The organism is Paraburkholderia rhynchosiae (genome assembly GCF_002879865.1).
Lineage (GTDB): Bacteria > Pseudomonadota > Gammaproteobacteria > Burkholderiales > Burkholderiaceae > Paraburkholderia > Paraburkholderia rhynchosiae.
In genome coordinates, this window is record NZ_PNXY01000014.1 from 128,218 (window position 1) to 146,832 (window position 18,615).

Annotated in this window: 16 protein-coding genes and 5 tRNA genes; 6 read left to right on the top strand and 15 right to left on the bottom strand. The window is 61.7% G+C overall.

The genetic code is table 11. The annotated features are described in order from the left end of the window. Positions 1 to 204 precede the first annotated feature (204 nt). Positions 205 to 1,512 carry an isocitrate lyase gene (aceA, locus tag C0Z16_RS20485; RefSeq protein WP_102633928.1) on the top strand — a complete coding sequence of 436 codons (1,308 nt, stop codon included), beginning with the start codon at positions 205 to 207 and terminating at the stop codon, positions 1,510 to 1,512. Between the two features lie 271 nt (positions 1,513 to 1,783). Here aceA and C0Z16_RS20490 read toward each other — a convergent pair whose 3' ends face one another. Together C0Z16_RS20490 and C0Z16_RS20495 are read right to left on the bottom strand one after the other, a co-directional pair. Beyond that, complete coding sequence (locus C0Z16_RS20490; RefSeq protein WP_102633929.1) at positions 1,784 to 2,218, bottom strand: universal stress protein; 435 nt, start codon at positions 2,216 to 2,218, stop codon at positions 1,784 to 1,786. Between the two features lie 105 nt (positions 2,219 to 2,323). Beyond that, positions 2,324 to 3,226, bottom strand: a complete 903-nt coding sequence (locus tag C0Z16_RS20495; protein WP_102633930.1) for a LysR family transcriptional regulator — start codon at positions 3,224 to 3,226, stop codon at positions 2,324 to 2,326. 148 nt (positions 3,227 to 3,374) lie between these two features. On the opposite strand from C0Z16_RS20495, the gene C0Z16_RS20500 reads away from it, so the two are divergent. Further along, positions 3,375 to 4,238 carry a (S)-2-haloacid dehalogenase gene (locus C0Z16_RS20500; protein WP_102633931.1) on the top strand — a complete coding sequence of 288 codons (864 nt, stop codon included), beginning with the start codon at positions 3,375 to 3,377 and terminating at the stop codon, positions 4,236 to 4,238. A 91-nt stretch (positions 4,239 to 4,329) separates the two neighbouring features. Then, positions 4,330 to 5,931 carry a malate synthase A gene (gene aceB, locus C0Z16_RS20505; protein ID WP_102633932.1) on the top strand — a complete coding sequence of 534 codons (1,602 nt, stop codon included), beginning with the start codon at positions 4,330 to 4,332 and terminating at the stop codon, positions 5,929 to 5,931. Between the two features lie 99 nt (positions 5,932 to 6,030). Here the strand turns inward: aceB and C0Z16_RS20510 are convergent, their stop codons facing one another. Next, complete coding sequence (locus tag C0Z16_RS20510; protein ID WP_102633933.1) at positions 6,031 to 6,432, bottom strand: gamma-glutamylcyclotransferase family protein; 402 nt, start codon at positions 6,430 to 6,432, stop codon at positions 6,031 to 6,033. Positions 6,433 to 6,574: 142 nt separating this feature from the next. On the opposite strand from C0Z16_RS20510, the gene C0Z16_RS20515 reads away from it, so the two are divergent. After that, positions 6,575 to 7,489, top strand: coding sequence for an AraC family transcriptional regulator (locus tag C0Z16_RS20515; protein ID WP_102633934.1), 915 nt, complete (start codon positions 6,575 to 6,577; stop codon positions 7,487 to 7,489). 29 nt (positions 7,490 to 7,518) lie between these two features. Here the strand turns inward: C0Z16_RS20515 and C0Z16_RS20520 are convergent, their stop codons facing one another. The 7 genes from C0Z16_RS20520 to gltX form a co-directional block, all read right to left on the bottom strand. Then, positions 7,519 to 7,983, bottom strand: a complete 465-nt coding sequence (locus C0Z16_RS20520) for a GNAT family N-acetyltransferase (RefSeq protein WP_102633935.1) — start codon at positions 7,981 to 7,983, stop codon at positions 7,519 to 7,521. Between the two features lie 143 nt (positions 7,984 to 8,126). Continuing rightward, positions 8,127 to 8,203: transfer RNA gene (locus tag C0Z16_RS20525), tRNA-Asp, on the bottom strand. A 79-nt stretch (positions 8,204 to 8,282) separates the two neighbouring features. Next, positions 8,283 to 8,358: transfer RNA gene (locus C0Z16_RS20530), tRNA-Glu, on the bottom strand. A gap of 61 nt (positions 8,359 to 8,419) precedes the next feature. Beyond that, positions 8,420 to 8,496, bottom strand: a tRNA-Asp gene (locus C0Z16_RS20535). Positions 8,497 to 8,599: 103 nt separating this feature from the next. After that, a tRNA-Glu gene (locus C0Z16_RS20540) sits at positions 8,600 to 8,675 on the bottom strand. A 178-nt stretch (positions 8,676 to 8,853) separates the two neighbouring features. Further along, positions 8,854 to 8,929: transfer RNA gene (locus C0Z16_RS20545), tRNA-Ala, on the bottom strand. Positions 8,930 to 9,049: 120 nt separating this feature from the next. After that, on the bottom strand, positions 9,050 to 10,459 hold the full coding sequence (gltX, locus tag C0Z16_RS20550; RefSeq protein WP_102633936.1) for a glutamate--tRNA ligase: 1,410 nt from the start codon (positions 10,457 to 10,459) through the stop codon (positions 9,050 to 9,052). Between the two features lie 94 nt (positions 10,460 to 10,553). On the opposite strand from gltX, the gene C0Z16_RS37800 reads away from it, so the two are divergent. Further along, positions 10,554 to 10,703 (top strand): hypothetical protein, encoded by a 150-nt coding sequence (locus tag C0Z16_RS37800; RefSeq protein ID WP_158244502.1) that lies wholly within the window; start codon positions 10,554 to 10,556, stop codon positions 10,701 to 10,703. Between the two features lie 143 nt (positions 10,704 to 10,846). Beyond that, a complete protein-coding gene (locus C0Z16_RS20555) occupies positions 10,847 to 11,806 on the top strand; it encodes a patatin-like phospholipase family protein (RefSeq protein WP_102633983.1) in 960 nt (319 codons plus the stop codon). A gap of 189 nt (positions 11,807 to 11,995) precedes the next feature. On the opposite strand, the gene C0Z16_RS20565 is transcribed toward C0Z16_RS20555, so the two are convergent. The 5 genes from C0Z16_RS20565 to C0Z16_RS20585 all read right to left on the bottom strand — a co-directional run bounded on the left by C0Z16_RS20565 (position 11,996) and on the right by C0Z16_RS20585 (position 18,614). Further along, positions 11,996 to 12,658: a C40 family peptidase gene (locus tag C0Z16_RS20565; RefSeq protein WP_102633937.1), complete on the bottom strand. Its 663-nt coding sequence runs from the start codon at positions 12,656 to 12,658 to the stop codon at positions 11,996 to 11,998. 137 nt (positions 12,659 to 12,795) lie between these two features. Further along, the gene (locus tag C0Z16_RS20570) at positions 12,796 to 14,400 is read right to left on the bottom strand and encodes an ABC transporter ATP-binding protein (protein WP_102633984.1); all 1,605 of its coding nucleotides are present in this window, start codon (positions 14,398 to 14,400) and stop codon (positions 12,796 to 12,798) included. A 50-nt stretch (positions 14,401 to 14,450) separates the two neighbouring features. Next, positions 14,451 to 15,557 (bottom strand): ABC transporter permease, encoded by a 1,107-nt coding sequence (locus C0Z16_RS20575; RefSeq protein ID WP_102633938.1) that lies wholly within the window; start codon positions 15,555 to 15,557, stop codon positions 14,451 to 14,453. Beyond that, positions 15,557 to 16,594: a microcin C ABC transporter permease YejB gene (locus C0Z16_RS20580; protein WP_102633939.1), complete on the bottom strand. Its 1,038-nt coding sequence runs from the start codon at positions 16,592 to 16,594 to the stop codon at positions 15,557 to 15,559. Before C0Z16_RS20580 ends, C0Z16_RS20575 begins: the two co-directional genes overlap by 1 nt. 61 nt (positions 16,595 to 16,655) lie before the next feature. Then, a complete protein-coding gene (locus tag C0Z16_RS20585) occupies positions 16,656 to 18,614 on the bottom strand; it encodes an extracellular solute-binding protein (RefSeq protein ID WP_102633985.1) in 1,959 nt (652 codons plus the stop codon). Position 18,615: the final 1 nt, after the last annotated feature.

Sequence of the window (18,615 nt, forward strand, 5' to 3'; positions counted from 1 at the left end):
ATTTCTCAATGTGAAACACACAGCATAACCGATTGATTTTTAATCAAAATAATTATTAAAAAAACGTGGGCGAGCGCCTATTGCGCGTTTATGGATTTGCCTAGACTCTTATATAAGACTTCACGAAACGAAACGCCTTTCAGCGTGACCGCTTCGACGAAGACAGAGTCCACCGTTCATTTTCAGGCAACCAAGGAGCACACCATGACGACGCGCGAAGAACAAGCCCGCCAACTTCACCAGCAATGGGAAACCGATCCGCGCTGGAAAGGCGTCAAGCGCACCTACACCGCGAACGACGTGATCCGTCTGCGCGGCTCCGTGCCCGTCGAACACACGCTCGCGAAACGCGGCGCAGAAAAGCTCTGGCATAGCGTGAACACCGAGCCGTTCGTCAATTCCCTCGGCGCGCTGACCGGCAACCAGGCGATGCAGCAGGTCAAGGCGGGTCTGAAGGCCATCTATCTGTCGGGCTGGCAGGTCGCGGGCGATGCCAACGTGGCCGGCGAAATGTACCCAGACCAGTCGCTGTATCCGGCGAACTCGGTGCCCCTCGTCGTCAAGCGTATCAACAACACGCTGACGCGCGCCGATCAGATCCAATGGTCGGAAGGCAAGAATCCGGGCGACGAAGGTTATATCGACTACTTCGCGCCGATCGTCGCGGACGCTGAAGCCGGTTTCGGCGGCGTGCTGAACGCATTTGAACTGATGAAGGCAATGATCGAAGCCGGCGCCGCGGGCGTGCACTTCGAAGATCAGCTCGCCTCGGTGAAGAAGTGCGGCCACATGGGCGGCAAGGTTCTGGTGCCGACTCGCGAAAACATCGCCAAGCTGACCGCCGCGCGTCTCGCCGCCGACGTCTCGGGCGTGCCGACTGTGCTGCTCGCTCGCACGGACGCGGAAGCCGCGGACCTGATCACATCGGACGTCGACGAAAACGACAAGCCGTTCCTGACTGGCGAGCGCACGGTGGAAGGTTTCTACCGCACGAAGCCGGGTCTCGAACAGGCGATTTCGCGTGGCCTCGCCTACGCGCCATACGCCGACATGATCTGGTGCGAAACGGGCAAGCCGGACCTCGAGTTCGCGAAGAAATTCGCCGACGCGATCCACAAGGAGTTCCCGGATCAACTGCTGTCGTACAACTGCTCGCCGTCGTTCAACTGGAAGAAGAACCTGGACGACGCCACCATCGCCAAGTTCCAGCGCGAGCTCGGCGCGATGGGCTACAAGTTCCAGTTCATCACGCTGGCCGGCTTCCATGCGCTGAACTACTCGATGTTCAACCTCGCACACGGCTACGCCCGCAATCAGATGACGGCGTTCGTCGAAATGCAGCAGGCCGAATTCGCCGCCGCCGAAAAGGGCTTCACCGCCGTCAAGCATCAGCGCGAAGTCGGCACCGGCTACTTCGACGCGGTGACGCAAACTGTCGAACGCGACGCATCGACGACCGCTCTGCACGGTTCGACGGAAGACGAACAGTTCTTCGACAAGAAAGTCGCGTAACGGGCTCGCGGCCCGATCGCAAAAATGAAAGGCGAGGCGGCGGAAGAACGGCGAAGCGGTTTCGCCGGGAAGCCGCCATCAACAGGGAGGAGCCTCGCCATCGGTGCATCAGCGTGCAGCGCCGATGGCGGGAGCCATGGAGAAACGTGCGCAGCGCAGAAAGTCAGCACAAACCATTGTGCGGCGAACAGACGACGCGCCGGCCTGATCGCCGGCGTGTTTTTTTGGCCGCCGATGACGGCACGGCCGCGAATTCGAGCGTCCGTCGGAGTCAGCGATACACGAGCACCGGAATTTTCGTATGCGTGAGGACCCGCTGCGTTTCGCTGCCGATCAGCAGGCTGCCGAGACCGCGCCGCCCATGCGAAGCCATGAAGATCACGTCGCAAGGGCCGCGCTCCGCCGCTTCGATGATGCCCAGATACGGCGCCGGATGAACGCTGGTGCGGCTGTCGACGACAACACCCACACGGCTCGCGGCTAACTCGACTTCGCGCAGGTGTTCGCGAGCTTCGCGCTCGCTGCGCTCGAGAAACTCGGACGGCGGTTCGACCACGATGTCGGAGAACGGTGCGTACGGATATTGCGGCAGGCACGCATAGGCGGTGATGCGCGCGCCGACGGCCTGGGCGAGATCGATGGCGCCGGCGATCGCCTTGCGCGAGAGGTCTGAACCATCGGTCGGAACGAGAATGTGCTTGAACATTGTGCCCTCCGTATCCGTAGCCTCAAAATCGATTGTAGGTCGCGGAAGCCGGCCCCAAACCGCTATTGAGGGTCTGTCCGAATATGGAAAACCCGTTGCGCGACGTCAGCCCCAGTAGTCGGGAAGGCCATACGTATGCTTGAGAAAATCCAGAAAAAGTCGCACTCGCAGCGGCAGATGACGGCGCTGCGGAAACACTGCGTGAATGCCGATGGGCGGCGCGGCAAACTCGTCGAGCACGCTCACGAGGCGCCCCGCCGCGATGTCCGCGCCCACCTCCCACCACGAGCGCCATGCGAGGCCGTGGCCTTCGAGGCACCACTCGTGCAGCACCGCGCCGTCCGAGCATTCCATCGTGCCGGAGACTTTGATCGACACAACCTTGTCGCCTTGCTGGAACATCCAGCCGCGCTGCTGATTGGCACTCGCGCCAAGCGCGAGACAGTTGTGATGCGCGAGGTCCGCGAGGCTATGCGGAGCGCCGCGCCGGCTCAGATAAGACGGCGAGGCCACGCACACACGCCGGTTTTCGCCGAGCTTGAGCGACACGAGCGACGAATCGGGCAATTCGCCGAGCCGCACCGCGCAATCGAAACCTTCGTTGACCAGGTCGACGAGCCGGTCGGACAGATCGAGCGTGATAGAGACGTCCGGATGCGCCACCGTGAAAGCAGGCACCAGCGGCGCGACGTGCCTGCGTCCGAAACCCGCCGGTGCGGACAGCCGCAGATGGCCGCTCGCCTTCACGCCGCCCGCCGACACGCTCGCCTCCGCGTTCTGCATGTCGTGAATGATGCGCTGGCAGTCTTCGAGGAAGGCCGAGCCTTCGAAGGTCAGCGTGAGCTTGCGCGTGGTGCGCACCAGCAATTTGACGCCGAGGCGCTCTTCGAGCGCGTCGATACGGCGGCCGATGATCGCCGGCGCAACGCCTTCGGCAAGCGCCGCAGCGGACAGGCTGCCTTTGGCCGCGACGGTGGCGAAAGTCTCGATCTGCTTGAAACGGTCCATGGACGGAGGCGCCGCTGGCGCGGCAAAGTGGCCGGTGCGCGTCAGATTAGGTGGGTGAAAGTAAAAGATCAAGTGATCTTTGGCCTCTTTTTAATTGCACGGCAGTGCTAATACAATCCGTCCCGACCTCTGACAGGAGCGCACGGCGATGTCGGCCACAACGACACTCTCTCCAAAAGCAGTGATTTTCGACGCCTACGGCACGCTTTTCGACGTGCACGCGGTGATCGCGGCCGCGGAGCAGATTTTCCCCGGACGCGGCGACGCGCTGTCGCAGTTGTGGCGTCAGAAGCAGATCGAGTACACGCAATTGCGCACGCTGGCCGATGCCGGCGGCGCCGCACATTACCGTCCGTTCTGGGACATCACGCTCGACGCACTGCGCTTCTCGGCAAAAAAGCTTCAACTTACGCTCGGCCGCACGGCTGAAAAGCGCCTGATGGACGAATACGCGTGCCTGTCCGCGTTTCCCGATGCGGTGCCTGCACTGCATCAGTTGCGCGATGCGGCGTCCGTGTCTGCGTCCAGGCCGGCGTCCAAATCTGCATCCAGGCCCGCAAGCGCGGCATCCGCATCGGCGGGCACCTCAGGCGGCTCCCCGCCCGGTCTCGCGATTCTCTCGAACGGCAATCCGCAAATGCTCGATGTCGCCGTGAAGAGCGCGGGCATGAGCGGCCTTTTCGACCATGTGCTTTCTGTCGACGCCGTGCGCGCCTATAAGCCCGCGCCGGCCGCCTATGCGCTTGGCACGCAAGCCTTCGACGCGCAGCCGCGCGAGATCGTCTTCGTGTCATCGAATGGCTGGGACGTGGCCGGCGCGACGTGGTTCGGCTTCACCACGTTCTGGCTCAACCGGCAAAACGCGCCGCTCGAAGAACTGGGCGTCACGCCGCATGGCACGGGCGCGGGCATGAGCGATCTACTGGCTTTCCTGAAGACGCTTTCAACTGCCGGGCGCGCTGGACGCGCCGGCGCCGCAGCAAGCCGCACGCCCCACAGCCCTGGCGCGTGACGACTGCATTCCCAACTCACCACTCAACTCAACCGACTACAACCGCATCTCAACTTTGCATCTTTGCAATCTGACCGACCAAGGAAAAAACATGGCGAATCCGCTGTCATCATTGTCGCTGCCGCAGGGCATGGAAATTACCGCTGAGATCAAGCCGGGTTACGAAGCGATCCTCACGCGCGACGCGCTCGAACTCGTCGCCGAACTGCATCGTACTTTCGAGCCGCGCCGTCAGCAGTTGTTGCAGCTGCGCGCGGAGCGGACGAAGCGGCTCGATGCCGGCGAGCGCCCCGACTTCCTCGCCGGGACGAAAAGCGTGCGCGAAGGCGACTGGACCATCGCGCCGCTGCCGCACGATCTGCAATGCCGCCGCGTCGAGATCACCGGGCCGGTCGAGCGCAAGATGATCATCAACGCGCTGAACTCGGGCGCGGATTCATACATGACCGACTTCGAGGATTCGAATGCGCCGAGCTGGGACAACCAGATCACCGGCCATATCAATCTGAAGGACGCGGTGCGCCGCACGATCTCCCTTGAACAGAACGGCAAGAGCTATAAGCTGAACGACAAGGTCGCCACACTGATCGTGCGTCCGCGCGGCTGGCATCTGGACGAAAAGCACGTGAAGGTGGACGGCAAGCGCGTGTCGGGCGGCATCTTCGACTTTGCGCTGTTCATGGTGCACAACGCGAAGGAACTCGTCGCGCGCGGCTCGGGCCCCTACTTCTATCTGCCGAAGATGGAAGGCCATCTGGAAGCGCGTCTGTGGAACGACATCTTCGTCGCCGCGCAGGAAGCAGTCGGCGTGCCGCGCGGCACGATCCGCGCGACGGTGCTGATCGAAACCATTCTCGCCGCGTTCGAAATGGACGAGATTTTGTACGAGTTGCGGGAACACAGTTCGGGCCTGAACGCCGGCCGTTGGGACTACATCTTCTCGGCGATCAAGAAGTTCAAGTCCGACCGCGACTTCTGTCTCGCGGACCGCTCGCAGATCACGATGACCTCGCCGTTCATGCGCGCGTATGCGCTGTTGCTGCTGAAGACTTGCCATCGCCGCAACGCGCCGGCCATCGGCGGAATGAGCGCGCTGATTCCGATCAAGAACGATCCGGCGGCAAACGACAAGGCAATGGCCGGCGTGCGCTCGGACAAGGCGCGCGATGCCGGCGACGGCTACGACGGCGGCTGGGTCGCGCATCCGGGGCTCGTGCCGATTGCGATGGAAGAATTCGTCAAGGTGCTCGGCGACAAGCCGAACCAGATCGGCAAGCAACGCGACGACGTGCTTGTCACCGCCACGGACCTGATGGACTTCCGTCCGGAAGCGCCGATTACGGAGGGCGGCCTGCGCAACAACATCAATGTCGGCATTCACTACCTGGGTTCATGGCTCGCGGGCAACGGCTGCGTGCCGATCCACAACCTGATGGAAGATGCGGCCACGGCCGAAATCTCGCGCTCGCAAGTGTGGCAGTGGATTCGCTCGCCGAAGGGCAAACTCGACGATGGCCGCAAGGTAACGGCCGAACTCGTGCGCGAGCTCGCCGTGCAGGAACTCGACAAGGTGAAGCAGGCGGTGGGCGGCGACACGAAACCGTACGAACGCGCGGCGCAAATCTTCGGAGAGATGTCGACCTCCGAGCAGTTCACCGAGTTTCTGACGCTGCCGCTCTACGAAGAAATTTAAGCGCGGACGCTCGAGTCGCAACGACGACCGCGCCGGAAGATTGACCGGCGCTACGGCCCGACAGGTGTACGCCTGGCGGGCCGTTTTTTTATTCCGGCATCAGCGCGTGGTGCGGTACTGGACCCAATCGCCGGATTTGATTTCGGGCAGCCCCTTCGCCGCATGAGGCGTAACCGGATAGAAGCGGCAATTCACGACGTTGTCGTCTACTTTCACCATCACTTCGCGGGCCAGAAAACGACCTTCGACGCCGGGAAACACCGCTTCGATTTCATCGAGCACGGCGACGAGTTCATCGTCGATTTCATAGACATCGCCTATCACGTCCACGCCCTGTTCGTCGGCAACGAGGCCCGGATACGCGCCGAAGTCGAACAGATGGCCGCGAACCGTGGCCGTGCCCAGCAGGTTCGGCTCGGCGATCTCATTGCGCGCCGCGGCTTCGCGGATGTCGTTCACTTCGCCCGCTCGCAGCGTGCCGTAGACAAAGACGGTTTGCATCGTCGTTTGCGCTCCTTGAGTTTGTGGTCTGTCGGTCGGGACATTATGCAACGTCGGAAAGCACGCAAGCTCTACAATGAGAACCCGTCTGTGATCAGCGGGTTCATACCGTAGATTTACGTTCCGTGGATCGACCTTCGCCATGACTTCGCCCGCCGGCCCAGACCGGTCGAGCTTCGTCAGCTTGACCGACACTCCGCCAGAGTTCCAGCCGAACGACACGCATCCGATTCGCGTGCGCTCGCGGCCAATGCCGATGGGTTCACACTTCGCGCGTCATACGCACGCGTGGGCGCAGGTCGCGTATGCGTCGCGCGGCGTACTGCGGGTGGCGACAACCGGCACGACGTGGATGGTGCCACCCTCGCGTGCAATCTGGGTACCGCCGCACGTCACCCATGAAGTCGTCGCTGTCGAAGACGCGTTTCTGCGCACGCTTTACATCAGCGAAAGCACGGTGCCCGCGGGCCTCGATACGCCGCGCGTGGTCGAAGTCTCCAATCTGCTGCGCGAAGTGATTGCCGCGCTCGATACGCCCGGTATCCCGGCCGCGCGCGAGCAATTGCTCGGCGCGCTCGCGCTCGACGAACTGACACGTTCCGAACCGCTACCTCTGTCGGTGCCGATGCCCAACGAAAAGCGCCTGCGCGCACTATGCGAAGCCGTGATCGCGGACCCGACCCACGGTGAATCGCTCGAACAATGGGCGGCGAGCGTGGGCGCGAGCACGCGCACGATCGCGCGGCTGTTTCGTCAGGAACTCGGCGTGAGCTTTTCGCAATGGCGGCAACAGGCGATTCTCGCACGTGCGATTCCGCTGCTGAGCCAGGGGCGGCCGCTGTCGCATGTTGCCCAGGAGCTGGGCTATCAAAGCCAGAGCGCATTCTCCGCGATGTTTCGGCGCGCGTTTGGCGAAAGCCCGCGCGCGTTTATTGAGCGCGGCTCGGAACATCGTCTGGAAAATGGTGAAAGCCGCGACGATGCGGACCTGGACGAGAATGCCGGCGAACAGGCCGCGCAGCATCGGGCGGACGCAGCGAGCAACGCCGACGGCTGAACGCTGAGCCTGGTCGCCGGGCGCGCGGCTCAGACTCGCCGCGCCAGATGACGGATCGCACCGAGTTGCGCAAGACGGGGCCCGGTCAGCTTATATCCCTTGCGCTGATAGAGCCGTGCAGCGGGGTTGTCGACGAACACGCGCAATTGCAGCTCGCGCAACCCGCGCTCGCGCGCCCATTGATGAGAGACATCGAGCAGATAAGTGCCGGCGCCGAGCCGCCTATATCCTTCGGCAATCTGCACGTCGCGGATATGCAGCGAATCGCCTTCCTGCGTGATACGCAATACGCCAATCGGCTTGCCGTCCATTTCGAGAATGAAATTTTCCGACTCGCGCCAACTGCCGAGAAACAGATCGCCACGCCAGACGAGATGGTGCCGCTGATAGTAGCCGCCCATGTTGCTATGAGTCAGCGCCTCGGCGAACTCGAAATCGTCCATGCTGGCCTTGCGCAGATGGAACGGTAACGGAGCTTCGGTTGGATCGAACATGGCGGTGCGACGAAGAGAAGTCGGATCAACGGTAAAACAGGCCGCGCGCGCTGGCAATGGCTGTTTGTCCCGAGCATATCCGGGCGGGATGGTCAGCGGAAATAAAAAAAGCCCACTTCTTTCGAAGTGGGCTTTTTCAAATCTGGCGGAGCGGACGGGACTCGAACCCGCGACCCCCGGCGTGACAGGCCGGTATTCTAACCAACTGAACTACCGCTCCAGATTTTTACACCTGGCAAGCAAGCTCTGCTCGCTCACCACTGCACCGTTCAACTTCTAACCGAACGACACCGATGTTTTGGCGTCCCCTAGGGGATTCGAACCCCTGTACTCACCGTGAAAGGGTGATGTCCTAGGCCTCTAGACGAAGGGGACAACGTACTGCTTACACCTTTAATGAAAAAGCCCGTTCAAATGTGTATGAACGGGCTTTGTCTGGCGGAGTGGACGGGACTCGAACCCGCGACCCCCGGCGTGACAGGCCGGTATTCTAACCGACTGAACTACCACTCCAGTCTTTACACCCTGGCTTGCGAGCGTCGGTTATTTCTCTGCAAGCTGCGCTGCTTTACTGCTGATCGGGTAGCAACCCGACCACTAAAGCGACGCTGATGTTTGGCGTCCCCTAGGGGATTCGAACCCCTGTACTCACCGTGAAAGGGTGATGTCCTAGGCCTCTAGACGAAGGGGACATAATCTTTTCAGACATGTCTTTGATTCACCGCTGAGTCAAATTAACTAGCTGATGCTGACTTGCTAGTTATTTGTTTCATCAACTGCGAAGACCGCTATTTTAACTACGCTACCGCTGCTTGGGAAGTCTTTTTTGCTACAAGTTCCACACTTCGGAACGACTTCACTCTGTTCTGATGGTGGAGGTAAGCGGGATCGAACCGCTGACCTCTTGCATGCCATGCAAGCGCTCTCCCAGCTGAGCTATACCCCCTTGCAGAACAGAAACGAGATTCTAGAGGTCAATTTGCGCTTTGTAAATACCCTTTGAGCAGTTGCATGCGACTTTTTCCGAGGTCACATGCAAACCATCTCAATGCACGCGCGAACGCGCTCAGCCCAGCGCTTTTTCAATGCGCCCGACGACGACCTCGCGACCGAATAGCATCAGCACCGTGTCAATCGACGGCGTATGCGTGGTGCCCGCCACCAGCAAACGAACAGGCATGGCCAGTTGCGGCATCTTCAGCTTATGGGCACCGAGCGTTGCCTTGAGCGCGGCGGCGATCGCCTCCTTGTTCCATTCGACCGTCTTCAGTGCCGCAGCCAGATCGCCGAGCGCCGGACGCACCGCGTCGGTCACATGCTGCGCCAATGCTTCGGCATCCGGCGCGGGCGTGAGATAGAACATTGCGGCGTTCTCCGCGATCTCCTTGACCGTCGACGCGCGATCCTTCAGCAGGCCCACTACCGCCGTCAGATCCGCGCCTTGAGCGATGGTGTCCTCGTCTACACGCAGTTCCGCGAGGAACGGTCGCACGAGTCCGGCGAGGCGGGCATTATCCGCTTCCTTGATGTAATGCGCGTTCAGCCAGTTCAGCTTGTCGTGGTCGTACTGCGCCGGTGACTTGCCCAGATGCTCGAGGTCGAACCATTCGACGAACTGCTCGCGCGAGAAAATCTCCGCGTCGCCATGCGACCAGCCGAGGCGCGCGAGATAGTTGACCACCGCTTCCGGCAAATAGCCGGCGTCGCGATATCCCATCACGCTCATTGCGCCATGACGCTTGCTCATCTTCTCGCCCTGCTCGTTGAGCACGGTCGGCAAGTGCGCATAGACGGGCGGCTCGCCGCCGAGCGCGCGCAGAATGTTGATCTGCCGCGGCGTGTTATTGACGTGATCGTCGCCGCGGATCACGTGCGTGATGTGCATGTCCAGATCGTCAACCACCACGCAGAAGTTGTATGTCGGTGTGCCGTCCGGCCGCGCAATCACGAGGTCGTCGAGTTCCTCGTTCGAGATTTCGATGCGCCCTTTCACCGCGTCGTCCCAAGCCACAATGCCGGTGAGCGGATTACGGAAGCGCAGCACCGGCTGCACGCCCGCCGGCGGCTCGGGCAGGACCTTGCCCGGCTCCGGACGCCACGTGCCGTCATAGCGCGGCTTTTCGCCGGCTTCGCGCTGACGCTCGCGCAGCGCGTCGAGCTCTTCCGTCGACATGTAGCAGGGGTACACGAGCCCCGCGTCCTGCATCTCTTTGAGCACTTCGCGGTAACGGTCCATGCGCTGCATCTGATAGAACGGGCCCTCGTCGAAATCGAGGCCGAGCCATTCCATGCCTTCAAGAATCGCGTCGACAGATTCAGTCGTGGAACGCTCGAGATCGGTGTCCTCGATCCGCAGCACGAAGATCCCTTTCATCTTGCGCGCGAACGCCCACGGATACAGCGCGGAGCGGATGTTGCCGAGGTGAATGAAGCCGGTAGGACTTGGTGCAAAGCGGGTACGGACGGAGGTGGTCATTAGCGGTTACTCGAAGACTGGCGCCGGCGCCGGATAGACATCGCCCGTAAGCGCGGCAGCGAACCGCGCCCATACGGCGGAACGGCTGCCGTGCATGGACACGAAGGAATTGAAACAAGAGCCGAATTATACCTTTCGCAAGCCTGCAGCCTGCCCTCGTCCGAACGGCCTGATGATGAGTGCGGCCAGTGTCTCAGCAACGTTTCATTACCGGCCGCCGCGCGTGCGCCGCTTTGATTTATGATGTGCGCGCGCCGGACACTGGGATACCGTCATGGCGCATGGAACCGCGCTTTGCGGCCCCCTTGATCCTTGCCTGATCCCTTGCCCGATCGCGGCAAAAGAACGGCGCCGATTGCGCCGCACACGCCGTTGCTGGAGAACTCGTTGAAACCTTCGTCGCTTCGTCCCGGCCGTCGCAATTTCTCGCTCGCGGCCGCCTCAGCGGTGCTAGCCGCCTGCACTACGGCCGGCAGCAAAATCGACGGCGTGTCGTCGCCGAACACGTCCGCGGCCACGCCCACTAACGGCACACCGCCACTCGACAAGCCGCAGCGGCCGATCCGCGTCGCGCTCGCGTTAGGCGGCGGCGCGGCGCGCGGCTTCGCGCATATCGGCGTGATCAAGGCGCTCGAGGCACGCAACATCCAGGTGGACCTCGTGGCCGGCACGAGCGCCGGGTCGGTGGTTGGCGCGCTCTACGCGTCGGGCATGAACGGCTTCGCGCTGAACAAGCTCGCGCTGAACATGGACGAAGCGTCGATCAGCGACTGGGCCATGCCGTTTCGCACGCGCGGCTTTCTGCAAGGCATCGCGCTGCAGAACTATCTGAACACCACCCTCAACAATCGCCCGATCGAAAAGATGGTCAAGCCGCTTGGCGTGGTCGCCACCGACCTGAGGACCGGCCAGCCGATCCTGTTTCAGCGCGGCAATACCGGCGTCGCGGTGCGGGCGTCGTGCAGTGTGCCGTCGATTTTCGAGCCGGTGAAAATCGGCGGCCACGAATATGTCGACGGCGGTCTCGTGAGCCCGGTGCCGGCATCGTTCGCGCACAAAATGGGCGCGGACTTCGTGATCGCCGTGGACATCTCGCAGAGCCCCGAAAGCGGCCTCACGGCCAGTTCGTTCGACGTGCTCATGCAGACTTTCACGATCATGGGCCAGACGATCAAGGCCTACGAACTCGACAAATACGCCGACATCGTCATCAAGCCGAATCTGGCGGCCATGAGCGGCAGCGATTTCTCGCAGCGCAACGCCGCGATTCTGGCCGGCGAAGAAGCGGTCGCGAAGATCATGCCGGAGTTACAGCGCAAGCTGGCCGCGAGCCGCGCCGCGGCTTAGGAGGCTTGGGAGGCTTGCGAGGCTTGGGAAGCTTGGGAAGCTTGGGAAGCTTGGGAAGCTTGGGAAGCTTGGGAACGGCTTGGGCGGCTCAGCGCCGCCGGGAGAATAGACTCGCCGGGAACGCAAAAAAGCCTGCTTCAAACGAAGCAGGCTTTTTGCTTTGTGCCCGAACCGCCGGCCCAGCAAAAATCAGTTATTGCCGCCGATCGTGGCATTCACGCGCTTGCGCAGATCTTCGCCGTCCTGGTACGACGTCTCGACCCGCCGTGCACCGGTGAAACGCTTTTCCCAGTAGCCGCTATCCATATCGTCGACCCGGATCGTGCTGCCCGTGGAAGGCGAATGCACGAACTTGTTGTCGCCGATATAAATGCCGACGTGCGAGAACGTGCGGCGCATGGTGTTGAAGAACACGAGATCGCCCGGCTTCAGGTCGCTGACGCGAACCTTCTCCCCGACGCGGCTCATTTCCTCGGCGCGGCGCGGCAGCGCCATGCCCAGCGTGTCCTGGAACACGTAGCGGACGAAACCGCTGCAATCAAGCCCCGAGTCGGGCGTGTTGCCGCCCCAGCGGTAGCGAACGCCGATCATGTTCAGCGCGCCGACGACCACATCGCCCGCTTTGCCGGCCATGCCGGAAAGGAACGACTTGGCGCCGCTATCGCTACTGCCGGTGAGCGATTGAGGGTTCGAAGACGAGGAATTCGCCACGCTGGCGGGCGAATATGAGGCATTCTGATTGAAACTGCTTACTTCGTCGGCGAAAGCGCCGGGAGCTGCTGCCATCAAGACGCCAATGAACATCCCGGCGACGACGCGCGTGCAAGCCTGGGTCAGGTTTCTGTGCTGCATTGGTCGGTATTTTTTGCTAAAGAATCAGGGGTCTACGGAAAAAAGTTTGGTCGATACTAGCCAGTAAGTATTCATGTGTCAAAACAAATAGAAAAATACAATCGAGAGACGCACCCAATTGGTGAAAGGGTGAAAAATCAACGGTCCAATGCCGCTTTCAGTAGCTTTCGGGTATAGGGGTGCGACGGCATGGCAAAGATTTGCTCAACGTCTCCGCTTTCGACGATAGAACCGTTTTGCATCACCGCGACGCGATGCGCCATTGCCCCGATCACGGCGAGGTCGTGGCTGATGAAAACGAAGCCCAGGTTGTACTTCTGTTGCAACCCGGCGAGCAGTTTCAGAACTTGCTGCTGGATCGACACGTCAAGCGCGCTGGTCGGTTCGTCGAGAATCAGAATGCGCGGCTCGAGCACAAGCGCCCGCGCAATGGCGATCCGCTGACGTTGCCCGCCCGAAAACTCATGCGGATAGCGCAGCAGCGCCGTACGGTCGAGCCCGACCTCGCGCAGCACGGCCACCACCTTGTCGCGCCGCGCTTGTGGCGACATCTGCGGCCGGTGCAGCGCAAGCCCTTCGCCGACGATCCGCTCGATCGTCTGGCGAGGCGAAAGCGAGCTAAACGGGTCCTGAAACACGACCTGCATGTTCGAGCGCAACGCCGTCTGCTCCGCGCCGCGATAGCTGCCGAGCGCCCTGCCCTGAAATTCGATCTCGCCGTGCGCCGTGCGCTGCAGGCCGAGCAAGGCCATCGCGAGCGTCGACTTCCCCGAACCCGATTCACCGACGATGCCCAGCGTCTCGCCCTGGCGCACCGAGACACTCGCGTCCGCGACCGCGCGAAAACGCCCGGAGCGGAACCAGCCGTCGAAACCCGGCAACTTCGTTTTGAAATCGACGGATACGTCGCGAGCTTGCAGCAGCACCGGCGAAATAGGCAGCACCGGCACCACCGTGCGCTGCGGCCGGCTCTCCAGCAGCCGCTGCGTATACGGATGCTGCGGCGACTCGAACACCTGCTCGACCGGCCCGCTTTCGACGAGCGCGCCCCTCTCCATCACCGCGATGCGCTGCGCGAAATGGCGCACGAGGTTCAGGTCGTGCGTGATCAGCAGCACGGCCATGCCGCGCTTTTCGGCTTCGTCGCGTTGCAGTTCGAGCAGCAGTTCGACGATCTGCGCGCGAATCGTCACATCGAGCGCCGTGGTCGGTTCGTCGGCGAGCAAAAGACGGGGACGGCAGGCAAGCGCCATCGCGATCATCGCGCGCTGCCGCTGTCCGCCCGAAAGCTGATGCGGATAGCTGTTCACGCGCTTGCCCGGCTCCGTAATACCCGTGCGCCCCAGCAGCGCGACCGCACGTTTGCGCGCCTCCGCCGCCGGCACGCCGTCATGCATGACGATGGTTTCCGCAATCTGGTCGCCGACCGTATAGAGCGGATTGAGCGCGGTCATCGGCTCCTGAAAGATCATCGCGATGTCCGAGCCGCGCATGCCGCGCATCTCGCGCTCGCTTTTGGCAAGCAGATCCTCACCGTCGAAACGGATCGAGCCGCTCACCTGCGCGTCGCTCAACAGACGCAAGATCGACAGCGCGGTCACACTTTTGCCCGAGCCCGATTCGCCGACCAGCGCAATGCGCTCGCCGCGCTGGATTGCCAACGTGACGTCGCTCACCGCGACGGTATCGCCGAAGCTCACGTGCAGGTGATCCAGTTCCAATAGCGGTGCCGGGTTTCCCACTTGCTCGCCGCTATGCGCCTGCCCTTGCCTTTGTGTTTGCCGTTGAACGCTCACTGGTTACCTCCGGCGCGCATGGCATCGGAGATGCGCGTATCGAGCGCATTTCGCAGCGCGTCGCCCATGAAAGTCAGCAGCAACAGCATCGCGACCAGCACGCCAAACGTGGATAACGAGATCCACCACGCATCCAGATTCGCCTTGCCCTGCGCGAGTAATTCGCCGAGGCTCGGCGTCGGCGAAGGCACACCGAGGCCGAGAAAGTCGAGACTGGTCAGCGCGAGAATCGAGCCGCTCATGCGAAACGGCAGGAATGTGATCACCGGCGTCAGGCTATTGGGCAACACGTGCCGCCACATGATCTGCCAGTTCGATAGGCCCATGGCTTTCGCCGCGCGCACATAGTCCTGTTGACGATTGCGCAAGAACTCGGCGCGCACGTAATCGGACAACCCGATCCAGCCGAACAGCGACAGCAGCACGATCAGCAGAATGAAACCCGGCTCGAAGATGGACGAGAAAATGATCAACAGATAGAGCTCCGGCAGCGCGCTCCAGATTTCGATCAGACGTTGCCCCACGATATCGATACGTCCTCCGAAATAACCTTGCACGGCACCCGCAGCGATGCCGAGTATCGTTCCAATGAAAGTCAGCACGAGACCGAACTCCACGGAAACGCGAAAGCCATAGAGCAGACGCGCGAAAACATCGCGGCCGCGATCGTCGGTGCCGAGCCAGTTTTCATGCGACGGCGGCGCCGGATTCGGCGCTTTTGAAAAATAATTGAGCGTGTCGTAGTAGTAACGGTTCGGCGGATAAACGGCGAAGTTGCCGGGCGCATCAAAACGATGCTTGATATACGGATCGAGGTAATCCGCGGGCGTTGGGAAATCGCCACCGAACGTAGTTTCCGCGTAGGTCTTGAAAAGCGGGAAATACAAATGGCCGTCGTAGCGCACCACGAGCGGCTTGTCGTTCGACCACAGCGGTCCGGCAAGGCTCGCCACGAAGGCCGCAACAAATACGATCAGGCTCCAGTAGCCAAGACGCTGCTGGCGAAACCGCTGCCACACACGGCGCGCTGGCGAAGGCGAGACGAACGCGCGCGCGGACTCCACACGCGCCGTTGCATCGGCTGAAAGGCGGGCTCGATTCATCAGCGCTCCAGTTGTTCGAATTGGATGCGGGGATCGACCCACACATAGCAAAGATCGGAAATCAGCTTGGTGGCAAGACCAATGAGCGTGAACAGATACAGCGTGCCGAGCACGACCGGATAATCGCGCCGCACGACCGACTCATACGACAGCAAGCCGAGACCGTCGAGCGAAAACAGCGTCTCGATCAGCAGGCTGCCCGTGAAAAATGCGCCGATAAACGCCGCCGGAAAGCCGACGATCAGCGGCAGCATCGCGTTACGAAAGACGTGCTTCCACAGCACGCGTTTTTCGGTGAGACCTTTTGCGCGCGCGGTCAGCACGTATTGCTTGCGGATCTCGTCGAGGAAGGCGTTCTTCGTCAGCATCGTGATCACGGCGAAGCTGCCCACCACCGACGCCGTGATCGGCAATGTGATATGCCACAGGTAATCCAGAATCTTCCCCGCGACGCTCAATTGGGCCCAGTTATCCGACGTGAGATTGCGCAACGGAAACAGTTGCAGGAACGTGCCGCCGCCGAACAACACGAGCAACAGCACGCCGAGCACGAAGCCCGGAATCGCGTAACCGATCAGCACGACAAGGCTCGTTGCGAGGTCGAAGCGCGAACCGTTGCGCACCGCTTTCGCAATGCCGAGCGGCACCGAAATCAGATACGTGAGAAAGAACGTCCATAAGCCGATGCTGATCGACACCGGCAGCTTCGACACGATCAGCGACCACACGCTCTGATGGCGGAAGTAGCTCTGCCCCAGGTCGAACGTCGAGAAGCGCTTGAGCATCAGCACGTAGCGTTCGAGCGGCGGTTTGTCGAACCCGTATAGTGCTTTGAGTTGTGCGACCTGCTGCGCGTCGACGCCGTTATGCGCGCGCAAACCGAACGGCGGCGCACCTTCGGCGCCTTTGCGCAGTTCGTGCTGCATCTGTTCGACCGGGCCGCCGGGAACGAACTGGATCACGGCGAAGGTCAGCGTCAGCACGCCGAGCAAGGTCGGGATCATCAGCAGCAGGCGTTTGAGAATGTAGCTCCACATGGCAGGCGTTTCCGTTGCGAAGGCGGTGTGTGAATGACGATAGCGCGTGACCTGCGGCAGGTTACTGCGGCGGCGCCTCAGTCCTTGCTTGCGGCTGCGTGAACCACCACGTCGACGTGATCCAGCCTTCCGCGCCATAGTACAGAGGCAGCGTCGCCGGCCACGCGAGCCCGCGCTTGAACGCCACGCGATGCGTCGCGCTGTACCAGTGCGGCACCACATAGTAGCCATGCATCAGCACACGGTCGAGCGCGTGCGTGGCGTCGAGCAGTTGCTCGCGCGTCTGCGCCTGCACGAGCGCGCGCAGGATCGCATCGACTGCGGGCGACTTCAGCCCGATCATGTTGTCGGACCCGTTGGTGTCCGCGGCCTTACTGCCGAATCGCTCGATCTGCTCCGAACCGGGTACCTGCACGTCCGGCATGCGGATTGTCGTCGTGTCGAAATCATATGCGTCGAGCCGCTTCTGATACACGGCGAAGTCGGACACACGAAACGTTGCGATTATCCCGAGCTTTCTCAGGTTCCGGATAAAGGTCGCGACGATCGGTTCCATCTGCGCGGCCGACCCCGAGTCGTCAAGAATCTCGAACTGGAATGGCTCGCCCTTCTCATTGCGCAACGCGCCGTCGCGGTAGGTCCATCCGGCCTGCTGCAACAACGCACGCGCCTGCAGCAGATTTGCGCGCAACGACCCAGGCGGATCGGTGTCGGGCTGCTTCGGCGGCGGGCCGAAAACCGCGGGATCGAGCTTCGCGCGCCACGGCTCCAGCAGCGCCAGTTCGCCCGGCGAAGGCAGCCCCTTCGCCTGCATGTCGGTGTTGGCAAAGAAACTGTCGATACGCGTGTACTGATTGAAAAACAACTGCCGGTTCAGCCATTGAAAATCAAGCGCGAGATCCAGCGCCTTGCGCACGCGCACATCTTGAAACAAGGGCCGCCGCGTGTTCAGCATGAAGCCTTGCATGCCGGTGCCGTTGTGTTGCGGGAACACCTTCTTGACCAACTCGCCGCTATCGAACTTCTTGCCGACATCGCGACGTACCCAATTACGCGCGACATATTCGACGAGCGCATCGTATTCGCCGGCCTTGAATGCCTCCAGCCGCGCGACGCTATCCGAATACAGCTTGTAGACGATGCGCTCGAAGTTGTACATGCCGACCCGCACCGGCAGCGCCGCGCCCCAGTAGTCGGGGTTGCGCCGGTATGTGATCGTGCGGCCGTTGTCGTAGCGTTCGATCAGATATGGGCCGCTGCCGATCGGCTTTTCGAACGCCAGTTGGTCGAATGGAATATGGCTGCCGTCGGGCTTCATTCCCCACTTACGCGAGAAAACCGGCATGCCGCCCGCCAGCAACGGCAACTCGCGATTGCGCTGGTGAAACTCGAAACGGACCGTATGCTGATCGACGACCACCGCGCGGATGATCTCGCCGAAGATCGACGCGAATTGCGGCGCGGCCTGCGGACTCTTCAACGTGTCGAGCGAATATTTGACGTCGTCGGCGGTGACGGGATCGGCGTTCGAAAAACGCGCACGCGGGTTGATATGGAACGTGGCCGACAAGCCGTCCGGCGCGATCTTAATGTCATCGGCGAGCAGTCCATACGCGGACGCCACTTCGTCACTGCTGCCGGTCGTCAGGCTCTCAAACAGCAGGTCGACGCCTGGCGCGGTGTTGCCGCGCAAAGTGAACGGGTTGAATTTATCGAAGCTGGTGAGGCGGCTCGGATTGGCCAGCACGAGCGTGCCGCCCTTCGGCGCATCCGGATTGACGTAGTCGAAGTGCTTGAAGTCAGCGGAATATTTGGGCTCGCCGTACTGCGCGATCGCGTACACCGCGTGAGCTTGCGGCGCCGCGAACAGACCGGCGGCGGCCAGCGCGCCGCACAGGATTGCGACGCCGGCGCTACGCCATGAACGCGAGACAACCGCGGGACCGACACGCGAGGGCCTGGAAGTTACGCTGCATCGAAGTGCGCGAGGCGATGGAAGCCGTCGCGAGCCTGTTGTCATA

What these genes read in the sequence shown, in the direction of transcription:
- aceA (WP_102633928.1), top strand. Translation starts at nt 205, where the DNA reads ATGACGACGCGCGAAGAACAAGCCCGCCAACTTCACCAGCAATGGGAA.
- C0Z16_RS20490 (WP_102633929.1), bottom strand. Translation starts at nt 2,218, where the DNA reads ATGTTCAAGCACATTCTCGTTCCGACCGATGGTTCAGACCTCTCGCGC.
- C0Z16_RS20495 (WP_102633930.1), bottom strand. Translation starts at nt 3,226, where the DNA reads ATGGACCGTTTCAAGCAGATCGAGACTTTCGCCACCGTCGCGGCCAAA.
- C0Z16_RS20500 (WP_102633931.1), top strand. Translation starts at nt 3,375, where the DNA reads ATGTCGGCCACAACGACACTCTCTCCAAAAGCAGTGATTTTCGACGCC.
- aceB (WP_102633932.1), top strand. Translation starts at nt 4,330, where the DNA reads ATGGCGAATCCGCTGTCATCATTGTCGCTGCCGCAGGGCATGGAAATT.
- C0Z16_RS20510 (WP_102633933.1), bottom strand. Translation starts at nt 6,432, where the DNA reads ATGCAAACCGTCTTTGTCTACGGCACGCTGCGAGCGGGCGAAGTGAAC.
- C0Z16_RS20515 (WP_102633934.1), top strand. Translation starts at nt 6,575, where the DNA reads ATGACTTCGCCCGCCGGCCCAGACCGGTCGAGCTTCGTCAGCTTGACC.
- C0Z16_RS20520 (WP_102633935.1), bottom strand. Translation starts at nt 7,983, where the DNA reads ATGTTCGATCCAACCGAAGCTCCGTTACCGTTCCATCTGCGCAAGGCC.
- gltX (WP_102633936.1), bottom strand. Translation starts at nt 10,459, where the DNA reads ATGACCACCTCCGTCCGTACCCGCTTTGCACCAAGTCCTACCGGCTTC.
- C0Z16_RS37800 (WP_158244502.1), top strand. Translation starts at nt 10,554, where the DNA reads ATGGACACGAAGGAATTGAAACAAGAGCCGAATTATACCTTTCGCAAG.
- C0Z16_RS20565 (WP_102633937.1), bottom strand. Translation starts at nt 12,658, where the DNA reads ATGCAGCACAGAAACCTGACCCAGGCTTGCACGCGCGTCGTCGCCGGG.
- C0Z16_RS20575 (WP_102633938.1), bottom strand. Translation starts at nt 15,557, where the DNA reads ATGAATCGAGCCCGCCTTTCAGCCGATGCAACGGCGCGTGTGGAGTCC.
- C0Z16_RS20580 (WP_102633939.1), bottom strand. Translation starts at nt 16,594, where the DNA reads ATGTGGAGCTACATTCTCAAACGCCTGCTGCTGATGATCCCGACCTTG.
- C0Z16_RS20585 (WP_102633985.1), bottom strand. Translation starts at nt 18,614, where the DNA reads ATGACAACAGGCTCGCGACGGCTTCCATCGCCTCGCGCACTTCGATGC.